The organism is Neobacillus kokaensis, assembly GCF_014656545.1.
GTDB lineage: Bacteria > Bacillota > Bacilli > Bacillales > Cytobacillaceae > Neobacillus > Neobacillus kokaensis.
On the sequence record NZ_BNDS01000013.1, the window covers coordinates 49,463 to 64,919 of the forward strand.

The window sequence follows — 15,457 nt, forward strand, 5'->3', positions numbered from 1 at the left end:
TCCTTATTTCACTGTGTCTAATTTGATTTCCTTCGCCCCGTCACCGATGCTTGCAACATAGAAATCAGCTGCGTAACCAATTTTCTTGAGATAGGCGTCTCCAACATTCGTAATAAAGTTTTCCACCTCGTTATTCTCAACAATGGCAATCGCGCAGCCGCCAAACCCAGCTCCCGTCATCCGGGCACCAAGAACCCCCGGGTGATTCCAAGCTGCTTCTACTAAACTGTCTAGTTCAATGCCCGTTACTTCATAATCATCGCGTAAGGAAATATGTGACTGGTTCATCAATTGACCAAATACTTCAAGATGTCCTGCCTTTAATTCTTCGAGCGCCTTTAAGGTTCTGATATTTTCATAAACCGCATGTTTTGCCCGTCTTCGAACCGTGTCATCTTTAATTAATTGCTGATGTTCGTCAAATTCTTTTTCCGATAGCTGTCCTAATGCTTCAATCGGAAGCTTTTGCTGAAGCTGCTCCAGCGCTGCTTCACACTCACTTCGGCGTTCATTGTACTTTGAATCAGCCAGTTCCCGACGCTTGTTTGTGTTCATAATGATAATTTTATGGTTTTCGAGTTGAATAGGAGCGTACACATACTTTAATGTCTGGCAGTCTAATAGAATTCCAGCATCCTTCTGCCCCATGCCAATCGCAAACTGGTCCATAATACCGCTGTTAACACCGATGAATTCATTTTCAACCCGCTTGCCAATTTTAATCAACTCAAGGCGGGGAATTTCTAATTGGAATAGTCCGTTTACAACAACTCCGGTTAGCAGCTCAATCGAAGCTGACGATGAAAGCCCTGCCCCATTTGGAATATTACCTTCAATGGCACAATCGAATCCATTTGCAATACTATATCCCTCTTCGATTATGTAGCGAATCATCCCTTTTGGATAGTTAGCCCAACCGTGTTCTTGTTTGAAGTCCAATTCATTTAAATTAAATTCGATTACACCTTTTTCAGGAAAGTTTTTCGAGTATAAACGGATAAGCTGGTCCTCCCGCTTTCTTGCTACAGCATAGGTTCCATAGGTAATCGCACATGGAAACACATGACCACCGTTATAGTCCGTATGTTCTCCGATTAAATTAATACGGCCTGGAGCGAAGAATGCTTGTTTTGGTAATACTTGAAATGCATCTACAAATGATTTATTTAATGTTATTACGTTCATAGCAAAATCCCCCTAAGTAATTATCATCTTTTCAAAATTTCTATCTTTAATGATATTTTACTCCCTAAGGTAAAAACAAAGCAATGTATTTACTAAAATTTTTACTAAAATTATAAATAAAAAGGACGGAAGATTACCGTCCTCTTCATCTACAACTATCTTAGCTTTATCTCCCTAGACGTCCTAATTCCACAGCTGTTGTATCTTCTATATTAAATGAAGAAATCCGGAACTCCAACTTAAAGTCTTCGAACTTACAACGGTATTTTTCAAGCTGATCTTGTCCGCAGGAGTTGCTGCCCAGCCCGTTTTGTTTGTAGTCAAGGTTTAAGATAACATAGTCTCGCGGCTTCAAATCAATCGTATGTTTAGCATGTTCAAGGTCGCTAATTTCATAGCGTGAAGCACTGAAATCAAATGTCTCTTCTGCAACAAAAATAAGTCCCTTTGCATTACTGTCCGTTAAGCTGACCCAGTCACAGTCAGAACGGTTGCCGTTTTCCTGTGGTTTTACATAGTTGGTGAACAACTCGTCCACAGTTTTTTGATAGACACCTGGGTGATTCGCCTGTTTAGAATCGACATAGCTTTCACCAGGCCCTCTGCCGCGCCACATGGTGTCGGTAAAATCTTTATTCAAGCGCATATTCACACCTAGACGTGGAATCATGACCGGAGCATTTTCTTTCATGCCGGATGCGATTCCATTAATTCGGCAAACTATATCACCATCTGGGTAGATGCTGTAGCCGTATTGAAGCTGATAATACCAAGAGCTGTTGGTTGTCCCGTACAAGGCATCGGTCTGCCATTCAAATACACCGTCTTTTAACTCATATCGTACATCTTCGGCAATCTCATGGCCTAAATGCATGAAATATTTCGTGCGATAATCGGTCACATAGTACATATCATTATCAATTGGAGCACGCCAGAAATTAAACTGCGGTCCTTTTTCGATTTGAACCTTCCCATTTCGGGTAACTTCTTTGATTGAACCTTTAACAGAATCAAAGGTTATGGTAAAATCAGCACCGCTTACCATTACAAGGGCGCCATCATTCGTTACCTGAAGTTCGCCGTCAGCATGCACCTTTGGCAGCTTTTCTTTTCCAGGAAGTTCAAAGGAGGCATTTGCCAGCTCATGACCTTTGGAAGCCCATGCTGTATCTTCTTTCAGTGTGTAAGAGAAGACAAAATAATATTTCGCACCGTTCAATTTTTCGAGCTCACGCCCTACAGGCAGCTCAATCTCAGCCGTTTCACGTCCCTTAAGCTGCGGAAGTTCCACGATAAACGAATCTAGCAATTTATCATCCTCAAACAAGGAACACGTTAACTGCAAATGATCCAATGAAATAAAATCATAGCGATTGATTAAACGGAAGAGACCTTTTTCAATATCCAAACACTCGGTTTGAACTGGTTCAATCACCTTTTTATATTCAAATAAGCTTGGTGATGGCGTTCCATCAGGCATAATCAGCCCATCAATACAGAAATTTCCGTTAGTCGGATCATCACCAAAATCACCGCCATAGCGATAATACACAGAGCCATCTTTAGCCACCGTTTCAATTCCATGATCAAACCATTCCCAAATGAAACCGCCTTGGAGTTTATCATGCTTGTAAAATAAATCCTGGTACTCTTTTAAGTTCCCCGGTCCATTTCCCATCGCATGCGCGTATTCACAGAGAATATGCGGCTTTTTCGATTTTTCGATGATTTTATCCATTGTCAGCCTGTCATCCTTACGTTCCAGCCATGTATACATCGTGCTGTAAACATCGGTGACCTCCGCTTCGAAATCTCCTTCATAATGAACAAGCCGAGTCGGATCCATTTCCTTAGCCCGCTTAGCCATTGCACGGAAGTTGTGGCCAAAGGATGATTCGTTTCCAAGCGACCACATAATAATACAAGGATGATTTTTGTCGCGTTCAATCATCCGTTCCATTCTTGATACATACGCCTTTTCCCATGCCGGGTCATCACTAATCCATTTATAGTTGCCGGTTAATTCAAAGCCGTGGCATTCTAAATCGGTTTCATCAATAACGTACATGCCGTATTGATCACAAAGATCATATAGGTAATGAGCATTTGGATAATGCGCAGTCCGCATAGCATTAATATTGTTCTGCTTCATTGTAATAATGTCGCGCTCAATTTCTGCCTTCGTCACGACGCGGCCCGTTCTAGGGTTATAGTCATGACGGTTAGCACCTTTAAACTTGATTGCCACTCCATTGACAAGGAAGGTTTCACCGGAAATAACGATGGACCGGAAACCAACCTGCTGATAGATGACCTCAATTGTTTCACCATCAGCGTTTTTTACAGTCATATAAAGTTGATATAAGTTAGGCTCTTCAGCACTCCACTTTAATGGCGCCGCAACAAATTGGCTGAATGGCTCATCTGCCTTTTTCTCTACGTTCCATACCTGTTCGCCACTTGAATCCATCAATTCATAACTGATGGTTTGGCCGGTCTGCTCTGTGAGTTTAACAGAAACAGCCAGAACTGCGTTTTGATTGTCACTGTCCAGCTCGGTATTGACAGTATAATCATATAATCCTGCAGCCGGTCTTGTATAAAGTTCAACATCGCGGAAGATACCGCTTAGCCACCACATATCCTGGTCTTCTAAATATGTCCCGTCCGACCATTGAAACACCCGGACTGTCAGACTGTTGCGGCCCTTGCGGCAAAGCTTTGTTACATCAAATTCTGCTTGAATCCTTGCCCCTTTGCTGTAGCCGGCAAACTCGCCGTTTACATATAATTCGTAAGCCGAATCAACACCATTAAAACGAAGAATTAATTGTTCCCCTTCAAGGTCACGGTTTAGTTCAAATTCCCGGCGATAAATCCCCGTTGGATTATCTGTCGGAACGCGCGGCGGAATAATCGGGAAGTTATACCAAAGGTCGGAATAATGCATCTTCCCATAGCCTTGCAGCTGCCAGTTACCAGGGATCGTAATATCATCCCAGTTTGTTGTCTCAAGCTCCTCGGCATAAAAGCCTTCAGGCGAATATTCTGGTGCTTCAAGGAAGAGAAACTTCCATGTGCCGTTCAAGCATTGATAATAATGACTTTTACTAGTATCCCCTGATTGGGCAGCTTCCCTTGATGGAAAGCTGGTAAAATGCGCGCGGGGTTCCATCCGATTTATTCCGTCCGTATGAATGTCTTCCCATCTTTTAAACTTTTTCATAAAATACACCTCTTATTCTTTAACAGAACCACCTAAAATTCCTGAGATAAATTGCTTTTGCAGCAATAAGAAGAAAATCATAATTGGAATCGTTGATAAAGTGGTTCCGAGCATTAATTCTCCATAATCAATTCTCGCCATTCCAATTAAGCTGGATAATGCTACAGGAAGGGTAAACATATCCTTCGAGTTTAGCGTAATGAGCGGCCAGAGTAAGCTGTTCCATTGCGACATAAATTGGAAAATGGCAACGGCAGCGAGCGCCGGTCTTGTTACTGGTAAAATGACGGTAAAGAAAATTCTTAGCTCTCCTGCCCCGTCCACACGTGATGCTTCAATAATTGAATCCGGAACCACCTGCATATTTTGCCTCATTAGATAAATCGAAAATGGTGCAGCCAAGCTTGGCAGAATAATCGCTTGATACGTATTTAACCAGTCAAATGATACCATCATTTCAAACAATGGAATCAACGTTACTTGGAATGGAATCATCAAGGAGCATAAAATGACAAAAAAGAAACCATTTTTTCCTTTAAAACGATATTTTGCAAACGCATAGCCTGCCATTGCACTAATAAGAGTACTAAGAACAGTATAGACAATTGCAATATACAAGGAATTCCAAAAGACTTTGGCAATCCCTAAGGACTCACTAAGTGATTCAAAATTTTTAGCTAAGTAATTACCGGGCAAAAGCTTTGGCGGAACGCGAAAGATTTCCCCCGATGGATGGGTCGAGCCAACTATCATCCAATAAAATGGAGCAATTGATAGAATCACACCGATAATCAGTAAACTATAAATTAAGATTTTCGTCGAAAGTTTCTTAGAAGTTATCATTGTTCAGTATCACCTACCAATTTCATCTGAACCCATGAAATGACTGCAGTGATCAAGACCAGTACGTACGCAATGGCTGATGCATAGCCAAAGTCAAAAAACTTAAAGCCTGTTTCATATAAATAAAGCGTAATAGTCATCGTCGCGCTGTTCGGTCCGCCATGTGTTAAAATAAACGGCTCGTCAAACAACTGAAGTGTACCAATGGTTGACATGACAACTGTGAAAATAAACACCGGTTTCAATTGTGGCAGCGTAATCATAAAAAATTGTTTGACCTTGCCTGCCCCGTCCATACTCGCTGCTTCGTATAAATCAGCCGGGATATTTTGCAGTCCCGCTAAAAATATCACCATATTATATCCGGTCCATCTCCACGTCATGACGAAAATGACAGAGACTTTTGCCCAGAAAGGGGTCGTTAACCAAGGAATATTATCTAAACCAATTAGTGATAATACATAGTTTACTAATCCAAAATGCTCGTCTAATAGAATCATAAATACAATAGATGCTGCGACAAGTGCTGTAATGGCAGGCATAAAATAAGCAATCCGGAAAAGTGACTTCGCCTTAATTAAGGTCGAATTAAGCCCGACAGCGATTAGGATAGCCAAAAAAATCATAATCGGCACTTGAACAATTAAGATTTGAAACGTGTTAATCAACGATTTATAAAAAACCGGATCATGGATTAAACGCGTATAGTTGGATAAACCAACAAACGTTTTTTCTACCCCCCGCACCTCTTGAAAGCTTAAAATAAACGAAGAAATCACGGGATACACAGTAAAAATCAAAATTAATATAAACGCCGGAGCGATAAATACATATGGAGCACTTTTAGGAGTTAATATGTTTTTTCTAGTTTTGGTACGATAATTGGAGGCAGTACTGACTACCTGTTCCGTTTTTTCCACTTATGGGCACCTCCTGGCGTCGGAATTTCTTCCATTTGATAGAAATGAGAGAAGGCGATTCCCTCCTCTCTCATTTCCGAACGGCCATTTATCTCATTTGATTTTCCAGCTGTTTTTGCGCATCCTTTAATGCAGATTCTACTGATTTATTTTCTAGTAATATAGCTGCTTGAGCATTAGCCATAAGGCTGCTTGCCTTTGCGAAATTTTCAGTTAAGTGAATTTGTGGCACTTTATCAACAATGTCAGCAAATTTCTTGAATACCGGGCTGTTATTGAAGTACTCGCTATTAGCTGTAAATTTCGGGTCATTATACGTATCCTTTAAGGATGGGAAAAGTCCGTATTTTTCAAAGCCTAACATTTGAGATGCCTTATCTGTTGTAAAGAACTCAACAAAGGCATAGGCTGCAGATTGATTCTTAGCTGTTGCAGGAATCAATAGTGATGATCCTCCAACGTTCGCATATCGCGTGCCGCCTTCTTTAAAGCTTGGCAAGAAAAATACATCCCACTTACCTTTTAAATCCGGAGCCTGGTCCATAATCGACCCCGTATACCAAACACCATAAGGAACTGTAGCAACTTCACCGTTGACTGTTGCTGTAACGATACCGTCCCAGCCTTTATTATTTAAGATTAAATCTTCGTCATGAAGCTGTTTGATTACCTTCATCGCCCGAACTGCTTCCGGAGACTGCAGCGTAATTTTTCCATCTTGGTCAAAATAAGAAAGTCCCTGCTGCTGCATCATCATTTGGAATACGCCATCATAATTAGGGATATCAATTGGCAGCATCTTTTTGCCGGTTGCTTCTTTAATCTTTTTTCCAGCTGCAATATAGTCATCCCATGTTTGGATAGAATTCGGGTCAACACCGGCCTTTTTAAAATAGTCGACGCGGTAGAATACACCAGCTGGACCAATATCCCAAGGTGCCGCAACAAAATTTCCATCCTTATCCTGCACGGAAGCAACCTTTGCTGGGTTGAATGAATCCTTGTATTTGTCATATCCAAGCTTATTTAAGTTCAAAAAGCCTTGCGGGAACTGATGAATATAACCTGGAATTCGTTCATCCTCCATTAACACCACGTCAGGCAGACCGTTTCCTCTTGCAGCTAAACCGACAGTCAGCTTTTCATAAAGGTCTCCGCTATTGAAATCTTCTACTTTTACTTTTACATCAGGATATTTCTTCTGGAAGTTTTCAACAGCTGCCTTCATTGTTGCCGCTGCTACGTCCCAGCCCCAAACAGTAATGGTGCCTGCCGGATGTTTCGCATCACCTGTTTTCGCTTGATCGTCAGATGATTTGTTCGAACAGGCCGACAGCACTAAAAGAAATACGGCAAGTAGAACAGACAAATACTTTTTCATAATTGGTCCCCCAATTTTTTATGGTTTAGTTTTAACACTCAGTTTTTGCCTTTTTTAAATAAGAACGCCATGTAATACACCATTTTTCAGGATCATCAAGAAAATCCTGCTCATCCATTTTGTGAATCGTACTATTATGTGGAGCCGTTTTGACAATTTCCGGATTTTCGTAAGCTTCTTTCGAAATTTGCTCGAGCGCATGAATATATTCATCCAAATCTTCTTTCGAATAGGATTCAGTCGGCTCAAGGGTAAATGGCTGCGGCACGATATATGGGTGATGACTTGTCCAGTAATGAAGACCGAAGTCTGTCATTCTTCTGGTCACATCTTCTGTTGTGACTCCTGTCTCATTCGCCATCTGCTCCCAGCTATAGCGTACCTGCTCGAGGCGGTGTCCTTTTACATATGGTGCACTGGCCCCGCGAATCGCTAATACCTTATGGTACATATAGTTATTGTTTAACACGGCAATTTTCGCCACTTCCTTCAGACCATCGGGACCGAGCGCGCGAATCCACGCATAGGAACGCAATACCGTTTGCGCTACACCATGGAAGGAACGAACCTTTCCGATTGAATGCTTAAGATCATATTGAAGTGAATATTTGCCGTCTTGATGCTCAACAATTGGTGCAGGCAGATAATCTCTCAATTCCGCTATGACACCAAGTGCACCCGTTGCCGGACCGCCGCACATATGTGGTGCCGCAAACGTTTTATGGAGATTGAAGAAGCACATATCAAAGCCCGCTTCTTTCGCTCTAGTAATTCCTAATAGACCATTTGCATTTGCCTGGTCATAGAAACAAAGACCGCCAGCTTCATGAACGATATCGGTAAATTCTTTAATCTTTGGATTAAAAATGCCGGTATCTTCTGGGTTAGCTACTACAAACCCTGCTGTTCTCTCAGATACTGCTGCCTTTAGCTTCTCGATATCAGGGAAGCCATTTTCATCCGGATGCAGGGTAATAATTTTATAGCCCTTTACCGCTGCCGTTGCAGCCTGAGATGGATGTGAGAAAATCGTTGTAATGATTTCATCACGCTGATCCCCTTCGCCTCTTGTTTCATGGTACTTTCTTACAATGGAAGCCATTGTAAACAATGCTTGTGTGCCGCTGCTTGGCTGGAAGGAGAAATAATCCATTCCGGAAATTTCCCGCATACATAGATCAAGATTATGGAAGATTTCAAGCATCCCTTGAACCGTACCTTCGTCTTGTAACGGATGCAGCTCCATCATTTTCGGGTCACGAATCAGCAGTTCATTAATTTTAGGGATGTATTTCATCGTACAAGTCCCTTGACCGATTTCTACGTTGAAATCAGAACCCAGCGTTTCCTGTGAAAGTCTTACATAGTGACGTAATATACGGGCCTGACCGATTTCAGGTAAATTTGGTTTTTCATTTCTTTTCATCGTATCTGGAATGACTGATACCCCATCGCCAACAGCAGAGACGATTTGCTCATTTACAGGTGGCAGCTCAACACCCTTTTCACCAGGCTGATGAAGTTCGAAAACAATCGGTTCATTCCATTTCGCCTGATGAAAATCGCGGGTTTTGCTCGTACGCTTAATCCTTTGCATATCAAAAAACTCCTCTCTATTTCGTCAAAATTTCTTTAATCGATTGAATAAGATGGTCGATATCCTCTTTCGTATGAACCTCGGTTACACAAAATAATGCTGATTGTCCAAACTCATGGAACTCTTCTGAAAGATCTTTTCCACCAAAAATTTTCTTCTCCAGCAATTTTTCATTGATTTCTTTAACCGTTAATCCAGTTTGATTGAAATCAACAATAAACTCCTTAAAGAATGGAGAATGTAAACGCGAGCCTTTAACACCTTCAATTTGACTTAATTGCTGTGCGGCATATTGACTATTTTGCATAATCGTTTGACCAACTTCCTGCATGCCCTCTGGTCCTAGCAGTGCTAAATAAACCCCTGCTGTAATTCCCCATAAAGCTGTCTGCGTACCAACCGATTCTTTTCCTTTTTCCCGTAAGGCAAATGATGTTCGGTCATAGAAGACATCCCCAAATCCGTATTCTCCTTCTTTTACAGTAGGAACAATTCCAAACAGGCGGGAAGGGTACTCTTGAACGAATTCAACCTCATCACGTGTTGCGATAAAGCCAGCCTGGCCGCCGCTGAAATTCATATGCATTCCTAATGGCTGCAAGTCGCCGCAGACAATATCTGCACCATACTGACTAGGAGGAGCAATAACTCCTAGAGAAATAGGATCCACACCGACTACAAGCAGAGAATCATTTTCCTTTACTAACTTGGAAATCTCAGGTCCCTGTACTTCAATAAACCCAAGGTAGGATGGATTTTCAAAATAAACAGCGGCTACATCTTCTGTTAATTTTGCTTGTAAATCTGTTAAATCCATCGCGCCAGTTTCCGTATTAAATTCAACAAATTCAAATTGCAGCTCAGGTGTACCGTAATTGATGATAATCTTACTGCGTTCTGGTGCAACCGTATTGGCAAGAAGGATTTTCTTACGTCCTGTAATACGTGCTGCCATCCGTACGGATGTTGATGCGGCTTGTCCCCAATCAAATGTCGGTACATTGACAACATCCATATCTACTAACTCAGCTACTAAACTCTGATACTCGAAAAGTGCCTGAAAACGACCGTGATCTTCATACGGTTCGCCGGCATATGCCGTTAAAAATTCAGAACGCTGATTAACTTCGTCGCACACTGCAGGAATAAAATGCTGCCAGCATCCTGCTCCAAGGAAATTTACATATTCCTTTGTGCTGGTGTTTTTATTCAAAATCCCTTCAATATGGCGTCTAAGCTCATACTCAGTCAGCGCCGGAGGAATATTCATTTCCTCTTTAAGCTTTAATTCATCAGGTATGCAAGAATATAACTCCATAATGGACTCCGCACCGATTACCTTTAACATCTCAGCCTGTACTTCAGGGACCATATTCGGTATATAAGGATGTACCTTTTGTGACATATAAATATCCTCCTTGTTATGATTAATTTTGGTTCTTATGAAAAAGACGAACAGTACATTTTATCCGCGAAATTTTGGACGATATCCGCGATTTTGTGTAATTTATCCGCGAATTGAAGAGAATTATCCGCGAATATCAACCATTTATCCGCGAATCAATAAACTATGCCAATCCCCCGCCATCAACGATTAAATCTGTGCCAGTAATCCATGATGACAAGTCACTCGCTAAGAATAATACACCCTTGGCAATATCCCTTGGTGTTCCTAGTCTTTCTAACGGGCGGCCTTTTGCAGATGATACTAGGAAAGCATCTTCTTGTAGGTTTAATTGCTTCGCTTCACTTCTTAATAGCGGTGTGTCAGTATCACCAGGACAAATACAGTTTACTCGGATGTTTTGCGGGCCATGGTCAATTGCCATTGCTTTCGTTAAATTTACAACTCCTGCTTTTGCAGCACAGTAGGCAGCAGCCTGGTCTCCCCCTTTTAACCCCCATCCAGAACCGGTATTGATAATACTTCCACCGCCGCCTTTTGCCATTAGCGGAATTAAATATTTTGATAGAAGATAAACTCCTTTTAACGAAACATCGATGACTAGATTCCAATCAGATTCTTCTAAATCGACAACTGTTTTTCTTCTAATCACACCTGCGTTATTAAACAGCACATCAACAGTACCGTAATTTGCTTCCATATGATCTTTTACTTTGCCGCAGTCATCGGCATCTGTGACATCACAGCGGACAAACTCTGCCTTATATCCTTGCTCGCGAAGGTCTGCAGCGGCTTTATGTCCATTCTCTTCATTAATATCTAATAGAATAACTTTAGAACCAACTTCAGCTAACAACGTTCCGGTCGCCAAACCGATTCCGGAAGCGCCTCCTGTTACCACACAAACTTTATTCTCTAAACCGAAATAATCTTGTAAAACCATCCTAATTCCTCCTATTTATTTATGGTTTTCCCGTCTTTTTTTTCTGTCAATAGATGACCCAACATTAAAAACACGCTTGAAGTCCATGTAAAGGCGGGGTCACGCAAGCCCTTACCGGTAAGGGCATTAAAGTTTTCGGCCATACCGGATGTATTAGCCATTGCACAAAACTTGCGGGCAATCTCTAAAGCCAGATCCTCTTCACCGGAGGACAGCAGCCCGTCGACAATCAGCATTGTGGTTGGCGCCCAAATCGGCCCGCGCCAATAGCCATCCTCTTTATAAAACGAGCTTGAAGGCAATTCTGTTGCAAGACCATACTCCGTTAAAAAGCCTTTCTTCTTAATACCAGCAACCAGTTTTTCAAGAATCTCTGCCGGTAGTCTTTTTCCAAGAATAACGGGAATATAGACAACAAGACTGTCTGCATCGATCACTTCATGGCTGCCTGATTTCTTCGCCGTAAACTTCTCTCCATTCCAGAAATGATTTATCATTCTTGTTAATAGGTCCCGAGATTCCTCCATCCACATGTCAGCCTCATCTTCTCGGCCTAGTTTCGCTGCGATTTCAGCCAATACTTCCATCTGCAGTACTAGGAACGAGGATAAATCCGGGCTTTCCACGGGAGTACCCTTATGAAAAATCGTGCTGTTATCCCATCCGCTGTCATTCCCGTGATTATATTGTGGAATTCCGTCCAGGTCATCATCCTGATAGGTTAACCACCACTTCGTCCATTTTTGCAACGGTTCATAAACCTCTTCCAGTTTTTCCGTCGACACATAGCCGCTTTGTCCCCACATCCGCCTCAACGTCCAGCCATGGATAGGCGGCTTTGTGAAATTCCACAATGCAAACCGATTATTAACGAAATCCGGAAGCATGCCGGATGTATCCTGCAGATCGAAAAAGATCATAAACTGATCCCAGGCCAATTCAGGGGAATTTTTCGCTAACGCCATAGCGTTAAAGCAATGGTCCCAGCTCCAAATATTTGTCATCCAGTTTTTGGACATATACATAGCCGGACGCGGCAGAATTCCTTCCGGAGGAACAACACAAGACCAGGTAATGTAAGCCGCAAGATTTTTCCCCTGACTATATTCTTCAGGTGTCTCAAGCGTTTTTTCGTACCAAGCTTGAAACTCTTCAGCAACCCGCGTCCGCCCCTCCTCAAATGAAGGATAAGAACGCGGCTGATAAACGGTTGTAAATTCTTCTATTACACATTCCATCTCATCTTCGGAATCTGCAGGTAACAGGTCCGCGATAATTTTTTCACAGTGCTGCTCGATAAACGGAGCATCCATGACAATCCGCCCTTTGAGCGTGGTGAGCATATAACGCATTTCCTGCATCGAATGATTGACTTCCCAACGATTTTCCTCCAACTTAACCGCATAATCATACGCTCCGGTAATTCCCGTCAGTCTTACCCCAACTCGATGACATCTGATCTGCAGGACCCTGCCTTCTGTTATACAAAACTCTGCAAAGCCTTCACCGCTTTCAAGCCGAAGAACGCTGGGCTCAAGCACCGGCTTATAAGATAGCGTCTGTCCCTGCCAAATCAGATCAAGCCGGAATACTTCGCCAAAATCATCGTCGCCATTGCGGATGTTGCGGAGGTAAAGCGGCCCGCCTGCCCCTTCCTGATGGCTGGGTGAGATTGTGATAAACGAGCCGTAACGGCTAAACGGGATTTGTCGTATATCAAACATAAGTCCACCTCTTATTCAGTAATTCTATACTTCATTTGTAATTTGTTTCTGACCGTCAGAATAAACATCTCTATTCGTTTTAAAATATTTCGGTATAATCACCCGGAGAAAATAAAAATAACCTGCAAGTAAAAATAGGCCTGTCAATAAAAACGGGAGCGTGTAATTTTTTTCAGCTATAATACCGCCAATCCCAAAGGCGACTAAGGCGGAACCAATACTGCGAAAAACAACGCTCATCCCCGCATACAAATCCCGTTCTTCATCTTTAAACGATGACATAGAAAGGCTGTCGGTCAAATTTGTCAGCATCGTAAAACTTCCGCCCCTCATAACAAGCAGAGCTGAAAAAAAATAGGCAGGAATGTTCAAAAATAAAATAAAGCAGAAAATTATATTAACCAGGTAAATATAGAAAAAAGTTTTATTCATCCCAAGCTTTTCAATTAAAAATGGAGAAAAAACAGAACCAATAAACAACGCAAAACCATTTAGTGCTAATAAGATCGAGACAGCCTCGTTTGAAAAATCAAATCGAAATTTTACGATTAGGTTTAGATACGGCTGCAGGCAGGAAACAGCACCTCCAGTTAGAAACGCAAAGACTGAAAATAACAGTAGTTTTTTCCAAAGGTCTCGTGAAGGTTTTTTCATGACAGCAGAAATATTCTTTTCAACATTCCGTTGAATTGGTGCAGTTTCTTCTCTCTGTTCAGTTGGAAGAAGTAAAGCCCTCGCACACACTAACAGGATAAATACTATAGATGTGACTAATAATGTATTCTGGTATCCCCTTCCGGAAGAATCAAACAACTTTGGGAGATAGCCAGCAAGTAACATTCCTACACCTGTAAAAGCTGTAAATACAGCAAACATAAAACTATATGCTTGAGTTTCCTCTCTTTTTGAATGACTATAATAGAACAGCAGCTGAATTTCAGTTGTTTCAACCAGCGTGAAACCGATAGAAACGATGATTTGGGCCAAAAAAAATAACATAAAGCTTTCAGATACCGCAAAAACCATACACCCTAGAGCAACACTCCCGATACCTGTTACCAAAAGCTTTTTCCTGCCTATTTTTTTAGCAAGGATCCCTACTGTTATTGCAAGGATCCCCTTAACTAAAATTCCCGATGAAGTAATAAAACCAATCTGTTTTTCAGAAATACCCAATTCATATAGGTGAAGATTTAGGATGAATGTAAACATTCCGATACTTAGCCCGTACAGTGATTCTGTAGCCAAAAACCGTTTAACACCGGGCGATAAGGATAAAGTTTGTAACATGAATGTCAACCTTCCAACTAAACTTGCTGGCCAGACAGGAGTCCACCTTCAGATCAGCTTTGTCATTTCAGCCAAATAATTCGATAAATCTACCCTTTTACCCCACTCTTCGAAACGTCTTCCATAATGTAGCGCTGAGCAACAAAGAAGAGAACAAGCGGCGGCAGACAGATTAGGAAGGTGATGGCCATAATTCCTTCCATATCGACTCCAAACATCCCTTTAAACTGCGCTAAACCAAGTGTAAGGGTATATTTGCTTTGATCATTTAAAAATACCAGCGGTCCTAAATAATCATTCCAACAGCTCAAAAAGCTAAATACTGTTACAAGAATTAACGGAGGCTTCATCAGCGGAAGGTAAATTTTATAAAAGATCTGAAAGGCGTTGGCCCCGTCTATTCTTGCTGCTTCATCCAGTTCCTTAGGGATTCCCATAATGAACTGACGAAGCAAAAAGATGAAAAATGGTCCCCCGAACCAGGCCGGGACAATCAGCGGTTTTAAAGTGTTGATCCAGCCAAGGAAATTAAATTCCATATATAACGGAATCATCGTTACCTCCCAAGGAATCATCATTGTTGCAAGAAGCACAACAAATAGGAAATCCCTTCCCTTGAACGTAAATCTTGCAAACCCGTAAGCTACTAACGAAGAAGATACCACCTGCCCCAAAGTTGCCAGAACTGTTACAGTCACTGAATTCATTAGAAATTGTGTAAATGGCTGTGAAATCCAGGCATTCTTGAAGTTTTCAAAATGAAAGACGGACGGAATCCATTTTGGCGGAAACTGATACAGCTCATCGGGCCCTTTTAATGATGTTGTTACCATCCAAAATAACGGTGCTAAAAATAACAATGAAAAAAGGATTAAAAGGGCATATATAAAGGTCTTATGAACCCTGCTTTTCGTTTTCATCGTACAACTCCTCGTATCCATAG

Annotated in this window: 11 protein-coding genes; all 11 read right to left on the reverse strand. The window is 41.6% G+C overall.

The window, feature by feature from the left end; all coding sequences use genetic code 11:
• Positions 1-3: 3 nt before the first annotated feature.
• The 11 genes from IE222_RS15415 to IE222_RS15470 all read right to left on the reverse strand — a co-directional run bounded on the left by IE222_RS15415 (position 4) and on the right by IE222_RS15470 (position 15,434).
• Positions 4-1,185: a galactokinase gene (locus tag IE222_RS15415; protein WP_191274297.1), complete on the reverse strand. Its 1,182-nt coding sequence runs from the start codon at positions 1,183-1,185 to the stop codon at positions 4-6.
• Between the two features lie 166 nt (positions 1,186-1,351).
• Positions 1,352-4,411, reverse strand: a complete 3,060-nt coding sequence (gene ebgA, locus IE222_RS15420; RefSeq protein WP_191274299.1) for a beta-galactosidase subunit alpha — start codon at positions 4,409-4,411, stop codon at positions 1,352-1,354.
• A 12-nt stretch (positions 4,412-4,423) separates the two neighbouring features.
• Positions 4,424-5,254, reverse strand: coding sequence for a carbohydrate ABC transporter permease (locus tag IE222_RS15425; RefSeq protein ID WP_191274301.1), 831 nt, complete (start codon positions 5,252-5,254; stop codon positions 4,424-4,426).
• Positions 5,251-6,111, reverse strand: a complete 861-nt coding sequence (locus IE222_RS15430; RefSeq protein ID WP_191274446.1) for a carbohydrate ABC transporter permease — start codon at positions 6,109-6,111, stop codon at positions 5,251-5,253. The genes IE222_RS15425 and IE222_RS15430 overlap by 4 nt, the downstream gene beginning before the upstream one ends.
• Before the next feature lie 151 nt (positions 6,112-6,262).
• Positions 6,263-7,555: an extracellular solute-binding protein gene (locus IE222_RS15435; RefSeq protein WP_191274303.1), complete on the reverse strand. Its 1,293-nt coding sequence runs from the start codon at positions 7,553-7,555 to the stop codon at positions 6,263-6,265.
• Positions 7,556-7,586: 31 nt separating this feature from the next.
• Positions 7,587-9,152 (reverse strand): aminomethyl-transferring glycine dehydrogenase subunit GcvPB, encoded by a 1,566-nt coding sequence (gene gcvPB / locus IE222_RS15440; RefSeq protein WP_191274305.1) that lies wholly within the window; start codon positions 9,150-9,152, stop codon positions 7,587-7,589.
• 16 nt (positions 9,153-9,168) lie between these two features.
• Positions 9,169-10,557, reverse strand: a complete 1,389-nt coding sequence (gcvPA, locus tag IE222_RS15445; protein ID WP_191274308.1) for an aminomethyl-transferring glycine dehydrogenase subunit GcvPA — start codon at positions 10,555-10,557, stop codon at positions 9,169-9,171.
• A 163-nt stretch (positions 10,558-10,720) separates the two neighbouring features.
• Positions 10,721-11,500, reverse strand: a complete 780-nt coding sequence (locus IE222_RS15450; protein WP_191274310.1) for an SDR family NAD(P)-dependent oxidoreductase — start codon at positions 11,498-11,500, stop codon at positions 10,721-10,723.
• An 11-nt stretch (positions 11,501-11,511) separates the two neighbouring features.
• On the reverse strand, positions 11,512-13,224 hold the full coding sequence (locus tag IE222_RS15455) for an amylo-alpha-1,6-glucosidase (protein WP_191274311.1): 1,713 nt from the start codon (positions 13,222-13,224) through the stop codon (positions 11,512-11,514).
• A 24-nt stretch (positions 13,225-13,248) separates the two neighbouring features.
• The gene (locus IE222_RS15460; RefSeq protein WP_223282730.1) at positions 13,249-14,514 is read right to left on the reverse strand and encodes an MFS transporter; all 1,266 of its coding nucleotides are present in this window, start codon (positions 14,512-14,514) and stop codon (positions 13,249-13,251) included.
• Positions 14,515-14,603: 89 nt separating this feature from the next.
• Complete coding sequence (locus IE222_RS15470) at positions 14,604-15,434, reverse strand: carbohydrate ABC transporter permease (RefSeq protein ID WP_191274317.1); 831 nt, start codon at positions 15,432-15,434, stop codon at positions 14,604-14,606.
• Positions 15,435-15,457: the final 23 nt, after the last annotated feature.

Bases quoted from the DNA above. Each gene is read 5' to 3' on its own strand.
- gcvPA (WP_191274308.1), bottom strand. From the start codon at position 10,557: ATGTCACAAAAGGTACATCCTTATATACCGAATATGGTCCCTGAAGTA.
- IE222_RS15415 (WP_191274297.1), bottom strand. From the start codon at position 1,185: ATGAACGTAATAACATTAAATAAATCATTTGTAGATGCATTTCAAGTA.
- IE222_RS15460 (WP_223282730.1), bottom strand. From the start codon at position 14,514: ATGTTACAAACTTTATCCTTATCGCCCGGTGTTAAACGGTTTTTGGCT.
- IE222_RS15450 (WP_191274310.1), bottom strand. From the start codon at position 11,500: ATGGTTTTACAAGATTATTTCGGTTTAGAGAATAAAGTTTGTGTGGTA.
- IE222_RS15435 (WP_191274303.1), bottom strand. From the start codon at position 7,555: ATGAAAAAGTATTTGTCTGTTCTACTTGCCGTATTTCTTTTAGTGCTG.
- IE222_RS15470 (WP_191274317.1), bottom strand. From the start codon at position 15,434: ATGAAAACGAAAAGCAGGGTTCATAAGACCTTTATATATGCCCTTTTA.
- ebgA (WP_191274299.1), bottom strand. From the start codon at position 4,411: ATGAAAAAGTTTAAAAGATGGGAAGACATTCATACGGACGGAATAAAT.
- IE222_RS15425 (WP_191274301.1), bottom strand. From the start codon at position 5,254: ATGATAACTTCTAAGAAACTTTCGACGAAAATCTTAATTTATAGTTTA.
- IE222_RS15455 (WP_191274311.1), bottom strand. From the start codon at position 13,224: ATGTTTGATATACGACAAATCCCGTTTAGCCGTTACGGCTCGTTTATC.
- gcvPB (WP_191274305.1), bottom strand. From the start codon at position 9,152: ATGCAAAGGATTAAGCGTACGAGCAAAACCCGCGATTTTCATCAGGCG.